We start from the raw sequence: 20,335 nt of genomic DNA, 5'->3' as shown, positions 1-20,335 counted from the left end.
GATGTCGCGACGCGTGCTCGCGCTCGAGGTCAACGGCCGCCGCCGCGAGGAGGCGGTCGGCGACGCGACGCTGCTCCTCGACTTCCTGCGCGAACAGCTCGGCCTGACCGGCACCAAGCGCGGCTGCGACGGCGGCGAGTGCGGCGCCTGCACGGTGCTGGTCGACGGCCGTCCGCAGCTCTCCTGCCTCGCGCTCGCGGTGCGCTGCGAGGGCGCGAAGGTCGAGACCGTCGAGGGGCTCGCGGCAGGCGGGCGGATGGGCGCGCTGCAGTCGGCCTTCCACGAGAAGCTCGGCGCGCAGTGCGGCTTCTGCACGCCGGGCATGATCATGGCGGCCGAGGCGCTGCTGCGGACGAACCCCGCGCCCGACGAGGCCTCGATCCGCGAGGCGCTCTCCGGCAACCTGTGCCGCTGCACCGGCTACGTGAAGATCATCGAGGCGGTGCAAGCCGCCGCGGCGGGAGGCGGACGGTGATTCCCGGCCCGAAGAGCGCGCCCGCGGCGAAGGCGGTCGGCGTCCGCCTGCCGCTCGTCGACGGCATCGAGAAGGTGACCGGCGCGGCGCGCTACACGGCGGACCTCGCGCCGCGCGGCGCGCTCGTCGGCGCGATCCTGCGCAGTCCGTCCGCGCACGCGCGGATCCGCGGCATCGACACGACGCGCGCGCGCGCGATGCCCGGCGTGCGTGCGGTCGTCACCGCGGACGACTGCCCGATCGCCTACGGCGTCATCCCGATCGCGCAGAACGAGTACCCGCTCGCGCGCGGGAAGGTCCGCTACCGCGGCGAGCCGGTGGCCGCGGTCGCGGCCGACGACGACGCCACCGCGCGGGCGGCGCTCGCGGCGATCGAGCTCGACCTCGAGGAACTCCCGGCGGTGTTCGACGCGCGCTCCGCGCGCGCCGAGGGCGCGGTGCAGCTGCACGACGGCAAGCCCGGCAACATCGAGCGCGCGGTCGAGCAGGCGTTCGGCGACGTGGACGGCGGCTTCGCGGCCGCGGTGCTGGTGCGCGAGTTCGACTACCGCTACGCGGAGGTCAACCACGCGATGATGGAGCCGAACGCCGCCCTCGCGCAGTGGGACGCGGAACGCGGGCGGCTCACGCTGCATTCGGTGACTCAGGTGCCCTACTACGTGCACCTGGCGCTCGCCCGGTGCCTCGAACTCGACGAGTCGGCGGTGCGTGTCGTCAAGCCGTTCGTCGGCGGCGGCTTCGGCCACCGCACCGAGACACTGAACTTCGAGATCATCGCGGCGCTGCTCGCGCGGGCGGCCGGCGGCACGGTGCGCCTCGAGCTCTCGCGCGAGGAGACCTTCGTCACCCACCGCGGGCGGCCCGAGACCGACGTGCGGATGAAGATCGGGCTGGCGCAGGACGGCGCGATCACGGCGGTCGAGGCGGAGGTGATCCAGCGCGGCGGCGCCTACGCGGGCTACGGGCTCGTCACGATCCTCTACGCGGGAGCGCTGCTGCACGCGATCTACCGCGTGCCGGCGTCGCGCTACCGCGGCTTCCGCGTCTACGCGAACACGCCGCCCAACGGTGCGATGCGCGGCCACGGCACGGTGGACGTGCGGCACGCGTTCGAGGCGACGCTCGACCGGATGGCCGCGGAACTCGGCCTCGATCCGTTCGCGGTCCGCCGCGCGAACCTGATCACTGCGCCGCACCGGACGATCAACGACCTGCAGGTGAACTCCTGCGGCCTCGACCAATGCCTCGACATCGTCGAGCGCCGCTCGCGCTGGCGCGAACGCAAGGGGAAGCTCGCGCGCGGCCGGGGCCTCGGCATGGCCTGCTCGCACTACGTGTCGGGGTCCGCGAAGCCGGTGAACTGGACCGGCGAGCCGCACGCGGTGATCAACCTCAAGCTCGACTTCGACGGCGGCATCACCGTGCTCACCGGGGCGGCGGACATCGGGCAGGGCAGTTCGACGCTGATCTCGCAGGCGGTGGCCGAGGTGCTGCGGCTGCCGATGTCGCGCTTCACCGTGTTCGCGAACGACAGCGTGGTGACGCCGAAGGACAACGGCTCGTACAGCTCGCGCGTGTCGTTCATGGTCGGCAACGCGGCGATCCGCGCCGGCGACGAGATGAAGCGCGTGCTGGTCGCCGCGGCGGCGAAGCGGCTCGAGGTGAGCCCGGCCGACATCGAGTGGGAGGGCGAGCGCTGCAGCGTCGCCGGCACCGACCGCGGGCTCGACTACCGCGAGGTCGTCGCCGAGGCGCTGCGCGACACCGGCACGATCACGGTCAAGGGCACGTGGTCGACGCCTCCCGAGACGCAGGGCGGGAACTTCCGAGGCGCGGCGGTCGGATCGACGGCGGGCTTCTCGTACGCGGCGATCGTGGTCGAGGTCGAGGTCGACGAGGGCACCGGGGAGGTACGGGTCGAGAACGTGTGGGTCGCGCACGACTGCGGGCGCGCGATCAATCCGCTCGCGGTCGAAGGGCAGGTGCAGGGCTCGGTGTGGATGGGGATGGGCCAGGCGCTCGGGGAGGAGACGCAGTACCTCGACGGTCTGCATGCCCGCGCGAACTTCCTCGACTACCGGTTCCCGACGATCGTCGAATCGCCGCCGATCGACACTTCGATCGTCGAGGCGCCCGATCCCAACGGGCCGTTCGGCGCGAAGGAGGCGGGCGAGGGTTCGCTCTCCGCGTTCCTGCCGGCGCTCACCAACGCGATCGCCGACGCGACCGGGTTGCACTTCGACGCGCTGCCGGTCACGGCCGACCGCGTGCTCGAGGCGATCGTCGCGCGGCGGCGCGCCGAGCGGCTCGCGCGTGCGAAGGCGTCCGCGCCGACAGGGGCGTCCTGACATGGAACGCCTGCCGGCATTCGAACTCGAGCGCACGACCTCGCTCGCCCGCGCGATCGAGGTGCTCGCGGCGACGCCGTCGGCGCGCCCGATCGCCGGCGGCACCGACCTCGTGCCCAACCTTCGCCACGGCCTCGATGCGCCCGGCGTGCTGGTCGACGTGTCGCGCCTCGAAGGCGCCGGCGCGCTCGACGTGTACGCCGCGGGCGCCCGCATCGGCGCGGGCGTCACGCTCGCGCGCCTCGCGACCGATCCGCGCGTCGCGGCATCGCTGCCCGCGGTCGCGCAGGCGGCCGCGTCGATCGCGGCGCCGGGGCATCGCGGCGTCGCGACCGTCGGCGGCAACCTGTGCGTCGACACGCGCTGCGTCTACTACAACCAGAGCGAGTGGTGGCGGCGCTCCAACGGGTATTGCCTGAAGCGGGGCGGCGACGTCTGCCACGTCGCGCCGCAAGGGAACCGCTGCCATGCGGCATTCGCGGGCGACCTCGCCCCGGCGCTGATCGCGTGCGGTGCGTCGGTCGAGATCGCCGGTCGCAACGGCACGCGCACGATCGCGCTCGAGGACCTCTACCGCGACGACGGGCGCGCCCATCTCGCGCTCGAGACCGCCGAACTGATCGTGGCCGTCGTCGTGCCGGCGCAGCCGCGCGGCGCGAAGAGCGCCTACCGCAAGGCGAGGATGCGCGGGGCGATCGACTTCCCGCTCGCCGGCGTCGCGGTGCGCCTCGCCGCCCGGGGTGGCACGATCGAGCGGCTCGACATCGCGGTGACCGGCGCGGCCTCGCGCCCGTTCCGGCTCGACGGGTGTGCGGCGTGGACCGGGCGCAACGTCGACGACGCGCTGCTCGACGCCATCGGCAAGGCGGTGCAGAAGCAGTGCTCGCCGATGCGCACGACGCTCGCCTCGGCGCACTGGCGCCGGCAGGTCGCGGCCGTGCATGCGCAGCGGCTCGTGCGCGAACTCGCCTCCGGCGAGGCGTCGGTCGGGCGATGAACGGACCGGGTCCGGTGCCGCGCATCTACCACGCCGCCGACGGCCTGCACCTCGACGCGCGCGGCATGGCGCCGCCGGGTCCGATGGTCGCGATCCTGTCGCTGATCGAGCGCGGCGAAGCGGGCGACGCGTTCGTCGTCCACCTCGACCGCGATCCGGTGTTCCTGTATCCCGAACTCGCCGAGCGCGGCTTCGAGGCGCGGCAGGTCGACGGTGAACCGGGCGAAGTGCGCCTCGCGATCGAGCGGGCGCGCCCATGACGCTCGGCGCCACCTTCCTCGCGGGCGCTCCCGGACGCCTGCTGCCGTTCGCGGTCCCGTTCCGGTTCTTCGGGGCGGCGGTCGCGTTCCACCTCGTCGCGTGGCTCGCCGCGCTGGCGGGCGCGGAAGCGCTGCCGGCATTCCGGGGCGGGCTCGGCTGGTCGCTCGCCGCGCTGCACGCCGTCACGCTGGGCGTGCTGGCGATGACCGCGATCGGCGCGAGCCTGCAGCTCTTCCCGGTGGCCACGCGCCGGCCGATCGCGCACGCGCGGCTCATCGGCGCGGTGTTCTGGACCTACGTGCCGGGCGTCGCCGCGATCGTCGTCGGCATGGGATTTCCATCGACGGCCTTGCTCGGCGCGGGGGCGATCGCGGTGGCCTTCGCGCTCGTCGGATTCGTCGCATTGTTCGCGCTCAATCTCTCCGGCGCGCGCGGCATGCCGCTCGTCATCGCGCACGGCACGGTGGCGGCCGCGTCGCTCGCCGCGACGCTCGTCCTGGCGCTCGCGCTCGTCGGTGTGTACACGTCGGGCTTCGCCGTCGATCGGGGCTCGCTCGTGCCGCTGCACGTTGCGCTCGCCGGCTACGGTTTCATGGGCATGCTCGCGCTCGGGCTCTCCTACGTGCTCGTCCCGATGTTCACGCTCTCGGAGGCCCCGGCGGCGCACCGCGGCTGGGCGTCGTTCGGCCTCGCGACCGCCGCGCTGGCGCTCGGTGTCCTGGCGGCGCTGGGTGTGCTGCCGGAAGTGCTCGGCATCGCCGCCGCGGGCTTCGGCGCGGTGGCCGCGATCCTCCACGTCCAGTTGATGCACGAGGCGATCGCGCGCGGCCTGCGCCGCGAACTCGGCACCGGGTTCCGGCTGATCCGTCACGCCTGGGTGGCGCTCGTCGCGAGCCTCGTACTCGCGCTCGCCCTCGCGTTGGAGGTGCCGTGGTCGCGGCTCGCGACGCTGTTCGGCGCGACGCTCATCGCCGGCTGGCTGCTGTCGTTCGTCCTCGGAGTCCTGCAGCGCATCGTTCCGTTCCTCGCATCGATGCACGCGGCGCGCGGGCGCCGCCGGCCGCCGACGCCGTCGTCGCTGACCGACGAGCGCGCATTGCGCATCCACCTCTGCCTGCACCTCTCCGCGCTCGCGCTGCTCGCGCTCGCGATCATCGTCGACAGCGGCACGCTCGCCCGCGCCGCCTGCATCGCGGGCGCCGCGGGTGCCTGCGCGTTCGCCGTGTTCTTCGCGAAGGCGGTGGGTGCCGCGCGCGCCGCCTCGGGCGGCAACGGTTCGCCGCAGGCCGCCCGATGACGCCACCCTTCCCCCGACCGCGCTCGCGCGCCCCGACGCCATGACCTTCCGACACCAGACACCGCAGGCCCTCGACGACGAGCACCGCGCCGCGCTCGCCCTCTACGGCAAGCTCGAGCAGGCGGTGGCCGCGGGCGACGACGACGCGCTCGCGCGTCTCGCCGGCGCGCTCGCGCGCCATCTCGATGTCGAGGTCGGGCACCACTTCGAGATCGAGGAACGCGAGATCTTCCCGCGACTCGCCGAGTCCGGCGAGGGCGACATCGCCGCGCTGCTCGAGGAGGAGCACGGGGCGATCCGCGAGGTCGTGGCCGAACTGGGGCCGCTGGTCCCGCCCGGGGCGCGCGCCACGGCGCCGGCGCGCGACGCGTTTCGCCGGCTCGCCCTCGAACTCGTCGAACGGCAGGTCGCGCACATCCAGAAGGAGTCGATGGCGCTGCTGCCGGTGCTGGACGACATGCTCGACGACGAGACCGACCGCGCGCTGTCGTTCGCGCTCGCGTCGGCCTGATCCGCGTTCCCAAGGAGACGACCCGATGGACTCCATCGCCCCGGTTCGAGAAGCCCGCACCCGCGCGCTCGCGCGCACCGACCTCGACGCGGTCGTCGCGATCGACGCGCGCGTCGAGGGCCGCACGCGCCGCACCTACTTCGAGCGGCGGCTGGCGGCCGCGATCCGCGAGCCCGACCTGCACGTCCAGGTCGCGATCGACGACGACGAGGGTCTCGCCGGCTACATGCTCGGGCGCGTGATGGAAGGCGAGTTCGGGCGCGCCGCGCCCGCGCTCCGCCTGGAGACGCTGGGCGTACGCGCCGACGCGAAGGGGCGCAACGTCGGCGGCCGCCTGCTCGACGCGCTCTCGGCCTCCTGCGCCAAGCGCGGCGTCCGCGAGTTGCGCAGCGCCGCCCGCTGGAACGATCACGCGATGCTGCGCTGGTTCGACGAGCACGGCTTCGTGCTCGCCCCCAACCACGTGGTCGAGCGCGCGATCGACGCGACGGCGATCGAGGCTCCGGTCGATGCCCCGGTGTTCGTCGACGCGGGGCGCGAGGTCGACTACGGCGCGCCGGGCGGCAACGACTACGAGCGTCTCGCGCGCGACACCTGCGAGGTGAGCGCGATGCAGCCGACCGACCTCGCCGAAATCGTGCGGATCGACCGCGGGCTGACCGGCCGCGACCGCGCCGGCTACATCGGCCGCAAGCTCGCCGAGGCGATGGACGAGAGCGGCGTGCGCGTGTCGCTCGCCGCGCGCCTCGACGGCGCGATCGTCGGCTTCGCGATGGCGCGCGCGGACCTCGGTGACTTCGGGCGCACCGATCCGACCGCCGTGCTCGACACCATCGGCGTCGACCGGGAGTACGAGCACCGGGGCGTCGGGCACGCGCTCATGTCGCAACTCTGCTTGAATCTCGCGGCGCTGCGCATCGAGCGCATCGAGACGGTCGTGGCACCACGCGATCTGGGGCTCCTCGGATTCCTCTACGACGTCGGCTTCGCGCCTTCGCAGCGGATCCCGTTCGTCCGGACGATGGCTTGAGCGGTCGGCGGCGCGATCCCGGCCGCCGGGGCACAATGGCGCGATGAAGGATCTCGCTCCGCGGGCGCGGCTGCCGCTCCTCGCGCTCGGTTTCGTCGCGCTCGTCACCGGCGTCTTCGCCGGGCTCGCGCGGATGGGCGTCGCGGTCGACGCCAGGGCCGCGTCGCTCGCGGGGCAGCATGGCCCGCTGATGGCGGCCGGCTTCTTCGGGGTAGTGATCGCGCTCGAGCGGGCGGTGGCGGCCGGCCGCCTGTGGACCTATGCCGCGCCGCTCGCGAGCGGGCTCTCGGCGATCGCGCTCTTCGTCGGCGAACCGTCGCTCGCGGCAGGTCTCGCCCTCGCCGGGGCGATCGTGTTCTCGATCGTGTCGCTGCGATTCGTCGGCATCTCGCCTGAGCTCCACACGTGGGTGGTGGCGGCGGGAGCGGTGGCACTCGCCGTCGGCAATCTCGCCTGGGTCGTGAGCGGATATCCGGGGCCGGCGGTGCCCTGGTGGATCGCGTTCCTCGCACTCACGATCGCCGGCGAGCGGCTCGAACTCACGCGCTTCCTGCCGCGCTCGTCGCGCGCCCGCGCGGGATTCGTCGCGATCGCGATCGCGCTCGCGCTCGGCTCGGCGCTCGCCTGGCACCCGCTCGGCGCACGGTTCCTCGGGGTCGCGATCGTGGCGCTCGCGGTGTGGCTGGGGGCGAACGATCTGGCGCGGCGCACCGTGCGCGACCGCGGGCTCACGCGCTTCACCGCGGTGTGCCTGCTGTCGGGGTACGTGTGGCTCGCCACCGCGGGCGCGGTCATGGCGCTGGCCGGGCTCGCGCCGGGAACGCGGGCGTACGACGCGGCGCTGCACGCGTTCTTCCTCGGCTTCGTCTTCGCGATGGTGTTCGGGCACGCGCCGGTGATCGTCCCGGCGGTGCTGCGCGTGAAGCTGCCGTACGGGCCGGCGTTCTACGCGCCGCTCGTGCTGCTGCACCTGAGCGTCGCGCTGCGCCTCGCGGGCGACGCGCTCGATGCGCAGCGGGTGCTCTCGGCCGGAGGCATCGCGAACGGCGTCGCGCTCGCGGTGTTCATCGCGACCGCGATCACGGCGGTGGTGCGGGGCAGGGCGCGGGGCTGATGTCTCGCCCGCGGGCCGCGGTGCGGCATGCGAACGACGGCAACGCGTCGCGGCCGCACCACGACCGCAGCGCTCGCCGCGCCGGCGCGGCTTGCGCCGCAGGGAGCGGAGAGGCGCCGTGCGACAATGCGCGCATGGACGAACGCGCGCAGTCGCTCGGCGAGGAAATCGCCAACAGCGTGAGCCACGGCGCGGCGCTCGTCGCCGCCGCGGTGGCGGCGCCGTTCCCCATCGTCGCGGCGGCGAACGGCGGCTCGGCGTCGGCGGTCGTCGGCGCCAGCGTGTTCGCGGCGGCGATGGTGCTGCTCTACGCGGCGTCGATGCTCTACCACGCGGTGCCGCATCCTCGCGCCAAGCGCGTGCTGCGCAGGCTCGACCACGGCGCGATCTACCTGCTGATCGCGGGCACCTACACGCCGTTCACGCTGGGCGCGCTGAACGGACCCTGGGGATGGACGCTGTTCGGCATCGTCTGGTCGCTCGCCGTCGTCGGCATGACGCTCAAGGCGTTCGACCGGATGGCCCATCCGGCGTGGTCGACCGCTCTCTACCTGGCGATGGGCTGGTCGGTCCTGATCGCGCTCGGGCCGCTCGTCGACCGGGTCGCGGCCGGCGGACTCGTGCTGCTCGCCGCCGGCGGCATCGCCTACACGGCCGGTGTCGTGTTCTTCACGCTCGACTCGCGCCTGCGCTACGGGCACTTCGTCTGGCACCTGTTCGTCGTGGCGGGCACGGCCTGCCACTACTTCGCGGTGCTCCACTACGCGGCGTGAGGCCGGGCGGCCGGCGTCGGCCGGACGCCCACGTCCCCGCGGGCGTTCGATCTCGCCGCGACCGCCCGGGCGGATGGTCTGCCCGGCGCACCCGTCCGCCCGCGCGCCGGGACCCGGTCCGCTCGCGCGATCAGCCGTGCAGCGACTCGTACTTCGCCATCAGCTCGTCGGGCGTTTCGACGAAGTCCGGATGCTGGACGATGCAGTCGGCGGGGCACACGAGCTTGCACTGCGGCTCGTCCTCCGCGCCGACGCATTCGGTGCACTTCATCGGGTCGATCACGTAGACCGGGTCGCCGACGCTGATCGCCTCGTTCGGGCAGACCGGCCGGCAGGCGTCGCACAGCGTGCAGTTCTCGGTGATCAGCAGGGCCATCTCGGATTCTCCAGTGGGGGCTACGCGGCTGCGCGTTCCTGCAGTTCGCGCAGCTTCCGGTGGCGGAACGCGCCCCACAGCGCCGCGCCGATCGCGCCGGCGTAGATCGAGTCGGGGTGGCTCACGGCGTTCACGGCGACCTTCTCGTTCGCCATCTCCTCGCGGATCGCCGCGAGGAGTCCGGTGTCGAGCGCGAGTCCGCCGGTCATGAGCGCGGTGCCGCCCTTGACGCCGGTGACCTTGAGCAGCTTCACGATGCGCGAGGCCATCGACAGGTGGATGCCCTTCAGGATGTCGGGCGTCGCGATCCCGCGCGAGACCATGTTGATGACGTCGGTCTCGGCGAGCACCGCGCAGATCGAGCTGACCTTCTCCGGGTTCCCCGCGCTCTGCGACAGCGGGCCGATCTCCTCGACCGCGACGCCCAGATAGCGCGCGATGTTCTCGAGGAACTGGCCGGAGCCCGACGCGCACTGGCTCGTCATCTTGTACGAGAGCACCTTGCCGCGCTCGTCGATCGAGATCGCGCGGCCGTTCAGCGCGCCGATGTCGACCACCGCGCGCGCCTCCGGGTCGAGGTACACGCCGCCGCGCGCGTGCGTGGTCATCGAATAGAAGTGGCCCGTGGCGAACGTGACGTTCTCGCCCTCGCCGGTCGTCGCCACGTAGTCGACGTCGTCCGCGGAGAGGCCGGCGTCCGCGAGGACGCCGTCGCGGCCCTCCTGCGCGAGCGTCATCGGATCGCGCCGGCGGATGCGCTCGCAGCGCTTGGCGAGCCACTCGGGCCGTCCCGCGCCGCTCCGAAACAGGACGCTCTTCACCGCGCCCGAACCGATGTCGATGCCGATCGTGATGGTCATGTGATCTCCCGGTTCCCGCGGCTCACGCCCTGGCCTCGGCGACCTTGCCCTCTTCGACCACCGCGCGCCACGCGAAGGTGGCGCCGCCGAGCGCGCCGGTGTAGATCGAGTCGGGGTCGATGTTGAGCTTGATCTCGCCGTAGTTCTCGACGACGAGTTCCTTCAGCGCCTTGACCGCGGCCTCGTTCTTCGCGACCCCGCCGGTGAAGGTGAACTCGTTGCGGATGCCGCCCGAGCGCGCGAGGATCGACATCGCGCGCAGGATGATCGCGCGGTGCAGTCCCGCCATGATGTCCTCGCGCTTGTCGCCGAGCGAGAGGCGGTCGCGGAGTTCCGCGCCGGCGAACACGGTGCAGGTGGAGTTGATGCGGATGGTCTTGGTCGACTTCATCGCGAGCGGCCCGAGCTCGTGCAGCCCCATGTTCATCTCGTCGGCGATGTAGCCCAGGTAGCGGCCGCAGCCGGCGGCGCAGCGGTCGTTCATCTGGAAGCTCTCGACGATGCCGTGCGGGTCGACCTGGATCGCCTTGGTGTCCTGCCCGCCGATGTCGAGCACGGTCGCGGTGGCCGGGTACATCACGTGCGCGCCCAGTCCGTGGCACAGGATCTCGGAGCGGATGTGCTCCTTCGAGAACGGGAGCCGCGCGCGGCCGTAGCCGGTGCCCACGACGTAGGTCTCCTCCATCGGCGTGTCGAGGATGCCCTTGATCGGAGCCTCGACGCGGTCGCGGCGGCCGGCGGTGGAAGGAAGCGCGACGAAGGTGCGCTCCAGCGCGCTCGCGAGGTGGCGGCGCACCGACTCGCCGTAGACGCGGTTCTCGACCTCGATGATCGAGCGGTCGAACACGTTCAACAGGAAGTCGTAGCGGATGCCCGCCTCCTTCGCCACCGTCTCGCCGGTCGCGAGGTAGACGCTGCCCGCGATGTCGCGGAAGAAGTCGCTCTTGCGCTTCGCGCCGGGGGCGAACAGCTCCGCAGCCTCCTGCTGCATGCGCCGGAAGACCTCGGAGAGCGCCGCGGTCACGTCCTTGGTCGCGTCGCCGAACTTCGCGCCCTCGGTGTTGCGCTGGCAGGTCGCCTCGAGGTCGGCGAGCTGCTCGAGGTACTGCTCGAGGCGGAAGTCGCGCTCGAGCTGGCCGAGGAACCCATCGAGCTCGCCGTTCAGCGCGCCGGTCTTCGCGAGCGACTGGCGGAACAGGTGGAAGCGGCCGTTGACCATCGCCTCCTGCTTGGCGACGGCCGCGGCGGTGTCGTAGTTCGAGCGCGAGTTGGTGATTCCGCGCCCGAGCACGTTCTGGTCCTCGTCGATGACGACCGCCTTGGTCGTCGTCGAGCCCAGGTCGATGCCGATGAAGCAGCGCATGCGGTGCTCCTCAGTGCGCGGCCGCGGCGGCGGCGCGCTTCTGCTTGACCATCTGGAAATAGCTCTCGAGGCGGTTCTTCACGTTCGCCGCCGAGAAGTAGCGCGGGTCGACGAGGTCGGTCTCGATGAACGCGGCGGGCTTCCCGGTGCGCTTCTCGACCTCGCGCAGGATCAGGAGCTGGCCCGCGGAGAAGCTGTTGCAGCTCTTGATCGAGTTGATGAGCAGTCCGTCGGCCTGGTACTCGTCGATGTACTTGCAGATCATGTCGATCCGCGAGGGCAGGTTGAGGTTGGTGTAGCAGCCGAGGCAGTAGTCGGCGAGCGACTCGAGCGGGTTCGCGGCGTCGTGCCGGAAGCCGAAGTCGTAGAGGCCGCCGACCTTCGAGTAGGTCGACGCGACCACGACCGCGCCCTCGTCGTAGAACATCTTCCAGAAGTCGCGGAAGCTGGTCCAGTTCGGCGGGCCCTCGGTGACGAGGCGGTACTTCTCCTCGCCCATCTCGCCGTCCGGCGTGATCGGGCCCTTGCCCAGGCGCACGCGCTCGTCGATCTCCCGCCGCAGGACGTCGTAGTACTGCGTCGCCTCGGGGGTTCCCCGGAACGCGGTGAAGATCGGGCCGATGTAGTAGACCGCGCCGAAGTAGCCGTCGATCGGCGAGGGCCGGTTCTTCGCCGACTGCAGCACGCGGACGAGATCCTCCTCGGCCTTCTCGGACTCGCGCATGTACTGGCGCAGCCGGTCGATGTCGAACCTGACGCCGGAGACGCGCTCGAGCGTCGGGATCACCGTCTCCTTCAGCTGCTTGACGACGTAGTTGCGCATGTTCGGGTCGATCTTGCCGTCGCCCTGGTAGGGAACGTGCAGCATGACCGTTTCGCAGCCGTACTTGTGCCGGATCAGCTCGAACCACTTCATGAACGTGAAGCAGCCGGTGTAGGAGAGCAGCAGCACGTCGGGCGTGGGGAGCGGATCGCCCGTCGGGCCGATCTCGCCGCCCATCATCATGCCGAGGTCGGCCTTGACGTAGGTGCAGACGTCCTCGGACTGGCCGTCGCGCTCGGCGTCCATGATGAACTTCCCGGACTTCTTGCGCATGCCGTTCTGCAGCGCGTTGGTCTCGGGGAGGCTCCGCGCGAAGTCGAAGCACATCAGGAGTTCGTTGAGGTTGCCGGGGACGAAGGTCGCCGACACCTTGCGGTTGTTCGCGCGGGCGGTGGCGAGCTCCATGTAGTTCTTGTTGATGAGCTCCTTCTGCAGCCACATCGCGTCCTCCTTCTGGACGTTCTGCGGCTTCTTCGAGGTGGCGGGCATCGCGGCGGTGGCGGTCATCGGTGGGCCTCGGGCGGTACGTTGGGAGCGCTTCGGGCGGCGCGGCTCAGGCGGCCGACCACAGCTTGATCGAGTCGGCGAAGGTGCCGGCCTGCTCGCGGATCGGCGCCATCTGTCCGGTGTTCTCCGCGTACTTGAACGCGGTGTAGGGGACGCCGTGCTTCGCCAGCACGTCCTGCAGCATCGGCCGTTCGAGGAGCGCCGGGTCGCAGAACGACGGGGCGGCGAACACGACGCCCTCCGCGCCGCCGGCCTTCACCTGCTTCAGCAGGTAGCGGCCCTTGTCCTCGCGCTTCTCGTCGTACTTGGCGGCGGTCGACGCGGAACGGTGCAGGAACGCCTTCGACAGCTCCTCGAGCGGCTTGCCGTCGGTCGGCACGTCGTCGAGGAGCCACCGCGTCACCAGCATGAAGTCGTCGTCGACCACGTAGCAACCGGCCATCTCGATCGACTTGATGAGGCCGAGCGGCGGCTGCTCGCAGAACGAACCGTTGATGACCACGCGCGCGTTGTCGCGCTTGGGGCGCGGCAGCTTGTCCACCTCGGCCAGGTACTCGCGCACGAGCTTCGTGTGCTCCTCGGGCGGCAGCACCATGCCGGCGCGCAGGAGCAGATAGACCTCGGTCGTGGGCGCCTGCCAGGGCTTCTCGGCGCGGTAGGCGTAGAGATCGCGGATCGCGGCCCGGTTCTCGTTGTAGACGGCGATCGACGCGTTCAGCTCGGCGTCGGTGATCGGGGCACCGCGCAACGCCGCCAGTCCGTCGCGCAACACCTCGAGTTCGTGCACGTAGTAGTTGCCGCCGATCGCGTCCTGGTAGTTCTGCGGGACGTCGAAGTAGCGGACGTACTTGTCCTTGAACAGGATCTGCCACATGCCCGACAGGTTGCGGATCACATCGCAGATCGAGGGGAACAGCATACCGTCGAGACAGTCGAGCCGGCCGGTGAGGCCGAGTTCGATCGTCGAGCGCGGAATGCGGCAGATGTAGCTCTGGTAGTAGGCGTCGCCCTGGATCACCTCGAGTCCGTCGCCGCCGCCGAGGATCCCGACCGGCAGCATGCCGGCCGCGTGGACGATCTCGCGCGGCACGTAGACCGGCATGTAGCCGATCGCCTTGCGGCCCGGGGCCGCGGCCTTCCAGGTCTTGACGGCGTTGAAGTCGAAGTCCTCGAAGAGCGCCTGGCATTGCTCGACGATCTCGACGGCGCGGGGCGGGGTGGGGGTGCTCATCACTGGTGCTCCCAGGCGGGCGGGCGACGCGCGAGGAAGGCGGCGAGCCCCTCGTTCGCGTCCCGCGTGTTCATCAGACCCTGCAGGTAGAGCTGCTCGACCGCGGCGAGTCCGGTACGGATCGCCTCGACGCGGCCCTGCCTCGCCGCGCGCAGGGCGAAGCGCAGCGCCGCCGCGCTCTTGCCGGCGAGGTGCGCGTCGAACCAGGCGAGCGCGGCGACGGCCGGGTCGTCGGCGATCGCGTGGACGAGCCCCATCGCGTAGCCTTCGGTGGCGTCGACCGAGCGGCCGGACAACAGCAGGTCCTCTGCCGCCGCGGCGTTGACCCGGAACGGCAGGAGCACGGAGGCGGCGGGCGCGAACACGCCGAGCTTCATCTCCGGCTGGCCGAGTTGCGCGTCGGGCGCGGCGAAGATCAGACTCCCGGCCATCGCGACCTCGAGGCCGCCGCCCAGGCACTGGCCGCGCACGGCGACGAGGATCGGCGCCGGGTACTCGACCATCGCCAGCACGAGCGCGTGGAGGCTCGCGAGCATCGCGCCGCAGCTCGCCGGCAGGTGCTCCTCGACGCTCGCGCCGAAGCTGAAGTGCGGGCCCTCGGCGTCGAGCAGCACGCCGCGCAGCGCCGCCGTCCGCGCGTGCGCGGCGAGCGCCTCGGAGAGCGCGGCGATCATCGCCGCGTCGACGATGTTCGCCTTCGGCCGCGCGAGCGTGAGGCGCAGCAACGCGCCGTCGCGCTCGAGGACCGCCTTGAGCGGCGCCGCGCTCATCGGCTCACCCGCGCGCGCCCGGCATCAGGCCGTCGGTGAACGACTCGCTCCACGCCTCGCCGCGCGCGAGCGCCTGGCGCAGCGCGACGAAGTCGACCTCGCGCGACTCCTTCGTGCCCTCGTTGAATGCGCGGAAGCCGGCGCGCGCCTCGGTCATCATGTTGAGGGCGAGCCAGGCACGCGAGTTCTCCTTGTTGCGGTTCCAGGCGTCGAGCTTGGGCTTGCGCAGCTCCTCGAGCGTCTTGGTCGTGCAGTCGGGGAAGGTCAGGAGCATCTTCGCGCACAGCTCCTCGACCTTCGCGTCGAGGAGCGAGAGGTCGACCGTGCCGCGCGCGAGCGTCGCCTTGCCTTCCTTGAGCGCGTCGCCGGTCTTCGGCTCGCCGAAGACGAACCGGCCGTACGCGTCGGTCATGCGCTCGGTCTCGACCAGCGGGTTCGCGACGAAGCGCCCGTCGACCCGGAGCGCGGGCACGAGGTCGGTCAGGATTCCCATCTGGTAGGCCTTGTGGGCCGAGAACGGCTCGCACAGCACGCAGGCCGCCATCGCGCGCTCGGCACCGACGATGACCGGCAGGAAGTCGGTCGCGCCGCCGATCGGCGCGGAGCCGTGCTTCGGCCCCGCCTGCCCGAACCGCGCGAGGTCCTGCGCGACCGAGAAGTCGCAGGCCATGCCGATCTCCTGGCCGCCGCCGATGCGCATGCCGTTCACGCGGCAGACGACCGGCTTGTCGCAGGCGAGGATCGCGCTCACCATGTCGTTGAACAGCCGCATGTACTGCCGGTACTCCTGCGGGTGGCCCGCGTAGTACTCGGCGTACTCCTTGGTGTTGCCGCCGGTGCAGAACGCCTTGTCGCCGGCGCCGGTGAACACGACCGCGTTGACGTCGCGCATGTCGGAGGCGGCGCGGAACGCGAGGATCACGCCCTTCACCATCTCGGTCGTGTACGAGTTGTACTGCGCCGGGTTGTCGAGCGTGATCCAGGCGTTGTAGAGGCCCTCGGCGACGCGGCCGTCGGGCGTGCGCGCGCTCCGGCGTTCGAGGCGCACGCCCGGCCGCGCCGGATCGGCGACGAGGTCGTGGTCGATGAAGGCGCGGTGGCGGTCGGGTGCGTTCATGCGGGGATCCTTCAGGCGGGGACGAGCACCGCGCGCTTGCGGATCGCGCGGTGGTGCACGGCGTCGAAGACGCGGTTGATGTCGGCGAGCGGATGGGTCTCGACGAACGGGGCGAGCGCGACCTTGCCGTCGAGCACGAGGTCGAGCGCGCCCGGGTAGGCGTCGGGCGGGCAGCCCCAGTTGCCGAGCGCGCGCGCGTCGAACGCCATCAGGTTCGACAGCCGCACCTCGACCTTGTCCATCGTGAATCCGACCACCGAGAGCGTCGCGCCGTGGACGAGCAGGCCCCACGCGGTGAGCTGCCCCGCCGCGGTGCCCGAGCACTCGAAGACGAACCACTCGGTGGGTTTGAGTCCCTGCGCCTTCGCGAACGCGGAGATCGCGCCCTTCAGCGCCTTCGCGTCGTGCGCCTTCGCGTTCAGCGCGAGCGACGCGCCGTGGTCCGCGATGGCCGCGAGCTTCGCGTCGTCGACGTCGATCGCGACGACCTTCGCGCCGAACGCGGCGGCGACCTGTACGCAGTAGCCGCCGACGCCGCCGGCGCCCACCACGATCGCGAGGCTTCCCGGCTTCACGCCCGCGCGCCGCACCGCCTGGAACGGCGTCGTCAGCGCGTCGGCGACCACCGAGACCTGCGCGAGCGTCAGTCCCGCAGCGGCGAGCCGCGCCTCGTCGACCGGGCAGAGTCCGCGCGAGGGCACGACGATGTGCGACGCGAATCCGCCCTGGATGTCGTTTCCCGGCATCTTCTGGCTGCGGCAGATCGGGGCGAGCCCGCGCTGGCACAGGTCGCATTCGCCGCAGGGCAGCACCGCGGGGACGATGACCGCGCGACCGAGCCAGCCTTCCGCGCCGGCGCCCGCGGCGACCACGCGACCCGAGACTTCGTGCCCGAGGGCGAGCGGCAGCGGGGCGTTGGTCCGCACGCCGTCGTAGTAGTAGCCTAGGTCGGTGTGGCACACGCCGCAGCCGGCGACCTCGACGGCGACCTCGCCCGGACCCGGCGTCGCGTCGAAGCTCGCGCGCTCGAGCGGCGCGCCGGGCGCGGTCATCAGCCAGCGGTGGGCGGGGAGCGGCATCCGGTGTCCTCGTCGATTCTCGGGGGCGGCGCGCGGTCGAACGGCCGCGCGGCCGTTAAATCGGTAGTCGGATACCGATTTCGGGCACTCTGCCGCCGGCGCGTTGACGGAGCCTTGATCCACGTCAATCCGCCACGCGGGGCGTCGCGCGAAGCTTCGCGCACCATGATCTCGACCACTCCAGCGCGCGACGGGCGCGGCGCGCATCCGGGACTGTCGATCGCGCTCGCCGGCAGCGGCGGATCGGGCGTGATGACCGCGGGGACGCTCTTGCTCGCGGCGGCGGCGAAGGCGGGCGCCTACGGGCTGATGGTCCGCACGAGCGGCCCGCAGATCCGGGGCGGCGAAGCCGCGGCGCTCGTCCGCATCTCGGCGACGCCGGTCGAATCGCTCGACGACCGCTTCGACGTGCTCCTCGCGCTCGACTGGCAGAACGTCCAGCGCTTCGCCGACGAGATCCCGCTCGGACCCGCGAGCCTGATCGTCGGGGAGACGGCCGAGGGCGACGCGCCGCCGGCCTTCGTGGACACCGGGGCGAAGGCGGTCGCCGTGCCGATGAAGAAGATCGCGAAGGGTATCGCGGGGAGCTGGACCAACATGGTGGCGCTGGGCGTCGCCGGAGCGCTGGCCGGGCTGCCGCGCGAGGCGCTCGCGGACGCGCTGCGCGACACCTGGAAGCGCGACGCGACCTCGCTCGCCGCCAACCTGGCCGCCATCGACGCCGGCATGGCCGCCGCCGTCGGGCTGGGCAGCGTTCCGGGACTCCCCGCGCTCGAGGTGCGTTCCGGCCGCTGGTCGATCTCGGGCAACGAGGCGGCCGGGCTCGGCGCGATCCGCGGCGGCGTGCGCTTCGTCGCCGCCTACCCGATCACGCCGGCCACCGAACTCCTCGAATGGATGGCGCCGGCGCTGCAGAAGGTCGGCGGCGCGCTGCTGCAGGCCGAGGACGAACTCGCCTCGATCAACATGATCGTCGGGTCGTCGTTCGCCGGCGTTCCCTCGCTCACCGCCACCTCGGGGCCGGGCCTCGCGCTGATGACCGAAGGCATCGGGCTCGCGGTCAGCGCCGAGGTGCCGGTCGTCGTGGTCGACGTGATGCGCGGGGGGCCGTCGACCGGCATCCCGGCGAAGAGCGAGCAGTCGGACCTCTCCTACGCGGTGTCCGGCCTCCACGGCGATGCGCCGCGCATCGTGGTCGCGCCGACCTCGATCTCGGATTGCCTCGCGACCACGCAGTGGGCGGTGCACCTCGCCGAGGCATTGCAGTCGCCGGCGATCGTGCTCTCCGACCAGTTCATGGGCCAGTCGCGCGCGATCATCGACCGCCCCGCCGACCTCGCGTTCGTCGGCCGGCGGTGGGTCGCCGAGGCGAACACCCCCGACTACAAGCGCTACCGCGACACGCCTTCCGGCGTGTCGCCGATGGCGATTCCGGGTGCGCCGGGGATCACCTACACGGCCGACGGTCTGGAGAAGAACGAGATCGGCACGCCCTCGTCGAACGCGCGCGACCACCGCGTACAACTCGACAAGCGCGAACGCAAGCTCGTCCGGCACGACTACGGCGATCTGTGGGCCGACGTCGAGGGCGAGGGCGAACTCGCGGTCATCACCTTCGGATCGGCGACCGGTCCGGTGCGCGAGGCGCTCGCCCGGGTGGCCGCCGACGGCGTGCGCGCGAGGCTCGTCGCGATGCGCCTCCTCGCGCCCGCGCTGCCGGAGAAGCTCGACCGTGCGCTCGCCGGCGTGAGCCGCGTGCTCGTCGTCGAGCAGAACCACGGCGCGCAGTTCTACCGCTACCTGCGCGCGTGGTTCGACCTCCCCGCGGCGCCGGAGAGCTTCCATCGACCCGGACCGCTGCCGCTCAAGCCCGCCGAACTCGCCCTGGCGATCGTGGCGGCGGCCCGCCGCGCGCCCGGCGTCCGCCGTCGCGAAGCCGAGTCCACCGCGAGCCCACGATGAACGTCACCGCCACCTCCACCGCCGAGGCGACGCGCCCGGCCGCGCCCACGCCCGCGTCGTTCAAGTCGGCGACCAAGCCGATCTGGTGTCCCGGCTGCGGCGACTACTCGGTGCTCGCATCGTTCACCAAGGCGTTCGCCTCGCTCGCGCTCGCCCCCGAGGAGATCGTCGTCGTCTCGGGCATCGGCTGCAGTTCGCGCATTCCGGCCTACACGAGCTGCTACGGCTTCCACGGTGTCCACGGCCGCTCGCTCGCCGCCGCCACCGGCGTGAAGCTCGCGCGGCCCGAACTCACCGTGCTGGTCGCGAGCGGCGACGGCGACGGCTATTCGATCGGCGGCAACCACTTCCTGCACGCCTGCCGGCGCAACGTCGACCTCACCTACGTCGTGATGGACAACCACGTCTACGGGATGACGAAGGGCCAGCCGTCCCCCACGACCGAGCCGGACTGGGACTCGAAGCTCGCGCCCGGCGGCACCGGCGTGCGCGCGTTCCATCCGCTGGTGATCGCGCTCGCGTCGGGCGCGAACTTCGTCGCGCGCGCGTTCTCGGGCGATCCGAACGGTACCGCCGACATCATCGCGCAGGCGATCCGCCACCCCGGCTTCTCGTTCGTCGAGATCCTGTCGCCCTGCGTGACCTTCCGGCCCGAGCAGCGCACGTGGAAGGACCTGGTGCATCCGGCGTCGGTCGCCGTGACCGACGATCCGGCACGCGCCGCGCGGCGCGTGATGACCGACGACGGCTTCAACATCGGCGTGCTCTACGCCGGCAGCCGCACACCGTACCCGCTCGCGCGCCGCGCCGACCCGGTCGCGGTGGCCGATCTCGACGCGGAGTTCGCGGCATGAACGCGAGGCGCACCCGCGCGAAGCCCCATCCGTCGGCCGCGTCGGACCTGCGCGCCGACGCGATTCCCGACTCGATGCCCGCGCTGATGACCTGGGCGCTGTGGCTCGAGCTCGACGCGATCGAGCGTTACCGCGAGCTGGCCGACGTGATGGAGACGCACAACAACCGCGAGGTCGGCGACCTGTTCCGGCGGATGGTGGCGATCGAGTCGCGGCACGCCGATGCGATCATGAAATCGATGGGGTGGAAGGCGCCGCCGGCCCGCCCTTCGGGTCCGGCGCCGTGGCGGGGCCTGGAATCCCCCGAGAGCATTCCGCACGAGGACATCCACTACCTGATGCAGCCGTACCACGCGCTCGAACTCGCGCTCGCCGGCGAGGAGCGAGCGGTGCGCTTCTTCGCTGCGCTCGCCGACAACGCGACCGAGCCGGCGGTGAAGGCGGCTGCGCGCGAGATGGCCGAGGAGGAGCAGGAGCACGTGCTGCTCGTGCGTGCGTGGATGGAGAAGGTCCCCAAGCCGGACGAGCACTGGCGCGACGATCCCGATCCGCCGCGCTACACCGACTGAACGGCCGGCACGCGCCTC

Annotated in this window: 20 protein-coding genes; 12 read left to right on the top strand and 8 right to left on the bottom strand. The window is 71.9% G+C overall.

Going from position 1 to position 20,335, the window contains the following annotated elements; genetic code table 11:
• Position 1: 1 nt before the first annotated feature.
• From HS109_02520 to HS109_02480, 9 genes are all read left to right on the top strand, one after another.
• Positions 2-475 carry a 2Fe-2S iron-sulfur cluster binding domain-containing protein gene (locus HS109_02520; protein ID MBE7521239.1) on the top strand — a complete coding sequence of 158 codons (474 nt, stop codon included), beginning with the start codon at positions 2-4 and terminating at the stop codon, positions 473-475.
• Positions 475-2,823, top strand: coding sequence for a 4-hydroxybenzoyl-CoA reductase subunit alpha (gene hcrA / locus HS109_02515; GenBank protein MBE7521238.1), 2,349 nt, complete (start codon positions 475-477; stop codon positions 2,821-2,823). Before HS109_02520 ends, hcrA begins: the two co-directional genes overlap by 1 nt.
• Position 2,824: 1 nt before the next feature.
• Positions 2,825-3,820, top strand: a complete 996-nt coding sequence (gene hcrB / locus HS109_02510) for a 4-hydroxybenzoyl-CoA reductase subunit beta (protein ID MBE7521237.1) — start codon at positions 2,825-2,827, stop codon at positions 3,818-3,820.
• On the top strand, positions 3,817-4,080 hold the full coding sequence (locus HS109_02505; GenBank protein MBE7521236.1) for a DUF2249 domain-containing protein: 264 nt from the start codon (positions 3,817-3,819) through the stop codon (positions 4,078-4,080). Before hcrB ends, HS109_02505 begins: the two co-directional genes overlap by 4 nt.
• Positions 4,077-5,378: a hypothetical protein gene (locus HS109_02500; protein ID MBE7521235.1), complete on the top strand. Its 1,302-nt coding sequence runs from the start codon at positions 4,077-4,079 to the stop codon at positions 5,376-5,378. The genes HS109_02505 and HS109_02500 overlap by 4 nt, the downstream gene beginning before the upstream one ends.
• Positions 5,379-5,418: 40 nt before the next feature.
• On the top strand, positions 5,419-5,889 hold the full coding sequence (locus HS109_02495) for a hemerythrin domain-containing protein (protein ID MBE7521234.1): 471 nt from the start codon (positions 5,419-5,421) through the stop codon (positions 5,887-5,889).
• 415 nt (positions 5,890-6,304) lie between these two features.
• Positions 6,305-6,919, top strand: coding sequence for a GNAT family N-acetyltransferase (locus HS109_02490; protein ID MBE7521233.1), 615 nt, complete (start codon positions 6,305-6,307; stop codon positions 6,917-6,919).
• Positions 6,920-6,962: 43 nt separating this feature from the next.
• Positions 6,963-8,033 carry a hypothetical protein gene (locus HS109_02485; GenBank protein ID MBE7521232.1) on the top strand — a complete coding sequence of 357 codons (1,071 nt, stop codon included), beginning with the start codon at positions 6,963-6,965 and terminating at the stop codon, positions 8,031-8,033.
• Positions 8,034-8,167: 134 nt separating this feature from the next.
• Entirely contained in the window at positions 8,168-8,806 is a 639-nt protein-coding gene (locus tag HS109_02480; protein ID MBE7521231.1) for a hemolysin III family protein, read from the top strand.
• Between the two features lie 130 nt (positions 8,807-8,936).
• Here HS109_02480 and HS109_02475 read toward each other — a convergent pair whose 3' ends face one another.
• From HS109_02475 to had, 8 genes are all read right to left on the bottom strand, one after another.
• Positions 8,937-9,182: a YfhL family 4Fe-4S dicluster ferredoxin gene (locus HS109_02475; protein ID MBE7521230.1), complete on the bottom strand. Its 246-nt coding sequence runs from the start codon at positions 9,180-9,182 to the stop codon at positions 8,937-8,939.
• Positions 9,183-9,202: 20 nt separating this feature from the next.
• Complete coding sequence (gene bcrD / locus HS109_02470) at positions 9,203-10,042, bottom strand: benzoyl-CoA reductase subunit D (GenBank protein MBE7521229.1); 840 nt, start codon at positions 10,040-10,042, stop codon at positions 9,203-9,205.
• A 22-nt stretch (positions 10,043-10,064) separates the two neighbouring features.
• Positions 10,065-11,405, bottom strand: coding sequence for a benzoyl-CoA reductase subunit A (bcrA, locus tag HS109_02465; protein ID MBE7521228.1), 1,341 nt, complete (start codon positions 11,403-11,405; stop codon positions 10,065-10,067).
• Positions 11,406-11,415: 10 nt separating this feature from the next.
• A complete protein-coding gene (gene bcrB / locus HS109_02460; GenBank protein MBE7521227.1) occupies positions 11,416-12,717 on the bottom strand; it encodes a benzoyl-CoA reductase subunit B in 1,302 nt (433 codons plus the stop codon).
• Positions 12,718-12,781: 64 nt separating this feature from the next.
• A complete protein-coding gene (gene bcrC, locus HS109_02455; GenBank protein MBE7521226.1) occupies positions 12,782-13,966 on the bottom strand; it encodes a benzoyl-CoA reductase subunit C in 1,185 nt (394 codons plus the stop codon).
• Positions 13,966-14,736, bottom strand: a complete 771-nt coding sequence (locus HS109_02450; protein MBE7521225.1) for a cyclohexa-1,5-dienecarbonyl-CoA hydratase — start codon at positions 14,734-14,736, stop codon at positions 13,966-13,968. Before HS109_02450 ends, bcrC begins: the two co-directional genes overlap by 1 nt.
• Positions 14,737-14,740: 4 nt before the next feature.
• Positions 14,741-15,853: a 6-oxocyclohex-1-ene-1-carbonyl-CoA hydratase gene (oah, locus tag HS109_02445; GenBank protein MBE7521224.1), complete on the bottom strand. Its 1,113-nt coding sequence runs from the start codon at positions 15,851-15,853 to the stop codon at positions 14,741-14,743.
• An 11-nt stretch (positions 15,854-15,864) separates the two neighbouring features.
• Entirely contained in the window at positions 15,865-16,932 is a 1,068-nt protein-coding gene (had, locus tag HS109_02440) for a 6-hydroxycyclohex-1-ene-1-carbonyl-CoA dehydrogenase (protein MBE7521223.1), read from the bottom strand.
• A gap of 165 nt (positions 16,933-17,097) precedes the next feature.
• Between had and HS109_02435 the strand changes: the two genes are divergently transcribed.
• Genes HS109_02435 through HS109_02425 form a run of 3 tightly spaced genes read left to right on the top strand, consistent with a single transcriptional unit; the run spans position 17,098 to position 20,317 of the window.
• Complete coding sequence (locus tag HS109_02435) at positions 17,098-18,894, top strand: 2-oxoacid:acceptor oxidoreductase subunit alpha (GenBank protein MBE7521222.1); 1,797 nt, start codon at positions 17,098-17,100, stop codon at positions 18,892-18,894.
• Entirely contained in the window at positions 18,891-19,748 is an 858-nt protein-coding gene (locus HS109_02430; protein ID MBE7521221.1) for a 2-oxoacid:ferredoxin oxidoreductase subunit beta, read from the top strand. The genes HS109_02435 and HS109_02430 overlap by 4 nt, the downstream gene beginning before the upstream one ends.
• The gene (locus HS109_02425; protein MBE7521220.1) at positions 19,745-20,317 is read left to right on the top strand and encodes a ferritin family protein; all 573 of its coding nucleotides are present in this window, start codon (positions 19,745-19,747) and stop codon (positions 20,315-20,317) included. The genes HS109_02430 and HS109_02425 overlap by 4 nt, the downstream gene beginning before the upstream one ends.
• Positions 20,318-20,335: the final 18 nt, after the last annotated feature.

It is taken from the genome of Burkholderiales bacterium (genome assembly GCA_015075645.1).
GTDB lineage: Bacteria > Pseudomonadota > Gammaproteobacteria > Burkholderiales > Casimicrobiaceae > VBCG01.
Note: the sequence above shows the minus strand (reverse complement) of the source record. Positions and strands in the feature narration are given on the sequence as shown.

Excerpts from the sequence above, each read along its gene's own strand:
- bcrC (MBE7521226.1), bottom strand. The coding sequence starts at position 13,966 with ATGAGCACCCCCACCCCGCCCCGCGCCGTCGAGATCGTCGAGCAATGC.
- HS109_02520 (MBE7521239.1), top strand. The coding sequence starts at position 2 with ATGTCGCGACGCGTGCTCGCGCTCGAGGTCAACGGCCGCCGCCGCGAG.
- HS109_02500 (MBE7521235.1), top strand. The coding sequence starts at position 4,077 with ATGACGCTCGGCGCCACCTTCCTCGCGGGCGCTCCCGGACGCCTGCTG.
- oah (MBE7521224.1), bottom strand. The coding sequence starts at position 15,853 with ATGAACGCACCCGACCGCCACCGCGCCTTCATCGACCACGACCTCGTC.
- bcrB (MBE7521227.1), bottom strand. The coding sequence starts at position 12,717 with ATGCCCGCCACCTCGAAGAAGCCGCAGAACGTCCAGAAGGAGGACGCG.
- HS109_02430 (MBE7521221.1), top strand. The coding sequence starts at position 18,891 with ATGAACGTCACCGCCACCTCCACCGCCGAGGCGACGCGCCCGGCCGCG.
- HS109_02490 (MBE7521233.1), top strand. The coding sequence starts at position 6,305 with ATGCTGCGCTGGTTCGACGAGCACGGCTTCGTGCTCGCCCCCAACCAC.
- hcrB (MBE7521237.1), top strand. The coding sequence starts at position 2,825 with ATGGAACGCCTGCCGGCATTCGAACTCGAGCGCACGACCTCGCTCGCC.
- HS109_02495 (MBE7521234.1), top strand. The coding sequence starts at position 5,419 with ATGACCTTCCGACACCAGACACCGCAGGCCCTCGACGACGAGCACCGC.
- HS109_02435 (MBE7521222.1), top strand. The coding sequence starts at position 17,098 with ATGATCTCGACCACTCCAGCGCGCGACGGGCGCGGCGCGCATCCGGGA.
- bcrA (MBE7521228.1), bottom strand. The coding sequence starts at position 11,405 with ATGCGCTGCTTCATCGGCATCGACCTGGGCTCGACGACGACCAAGGCG.
- HS109_02505 (MBE7521236.1), top strand. The coding sequence starts at position 3,817 with ATGAACGGACCGGGTCCGGTGCCGCGCATCTACCACGCCGCCGACGGC.
- HS109_02475 (MBE7521230.1), bottom strand. The coding sequence starts at position 9,182 with ATGGCCCTGCTGATCACCGAGAACTGCACGCTGTGCGACGCCTGCCGG.
- bcrD (MBE7521229.1), bottom strand. The coding sequence starts at position 10,042 with ATGACCATCACGATCGGCATCGACATCGGTTCGGGCGCGGTGAAGAGC.
- had (MBE7521223.1), bottom strand. The coding sequence starts at position 16,932 with ATGCCGCTCCCCGCCCACCGCTGGCTGATGACCGCGCCCGGCGCGCCG.
- HS109_02480 (MBE7521231.1), top strand. The coding sequence starts at position 8,168 with ATGGACGAACGCGCGCAGTCGCTCGGCGAGGAAATCGCCAACAGCGTG.
- HS109_02425 (MBE7521220.1), top strand. The coding sequence starts at position 19,745 with ATGAACGCGAGGCGCACCCGCGCGAAGCCCCATCCGTCGGCCGCGTCG.
- HS109_02485 (MBE7521232.1), top strand. The coding sequence starts at position 6,963 with ATGAAGGATCTCGCTCCGCGGGCGCGGCTGCCGCTCCTCGCGCTCGGT.
- HS109_02450 (MBE7521225.1), bottom strand. The coding sequence starts at position 14,736 with ATGAGCGCGGCGCCGCTCAAGGCGGTCCTCGAGCGCGACGGCGCGTTG.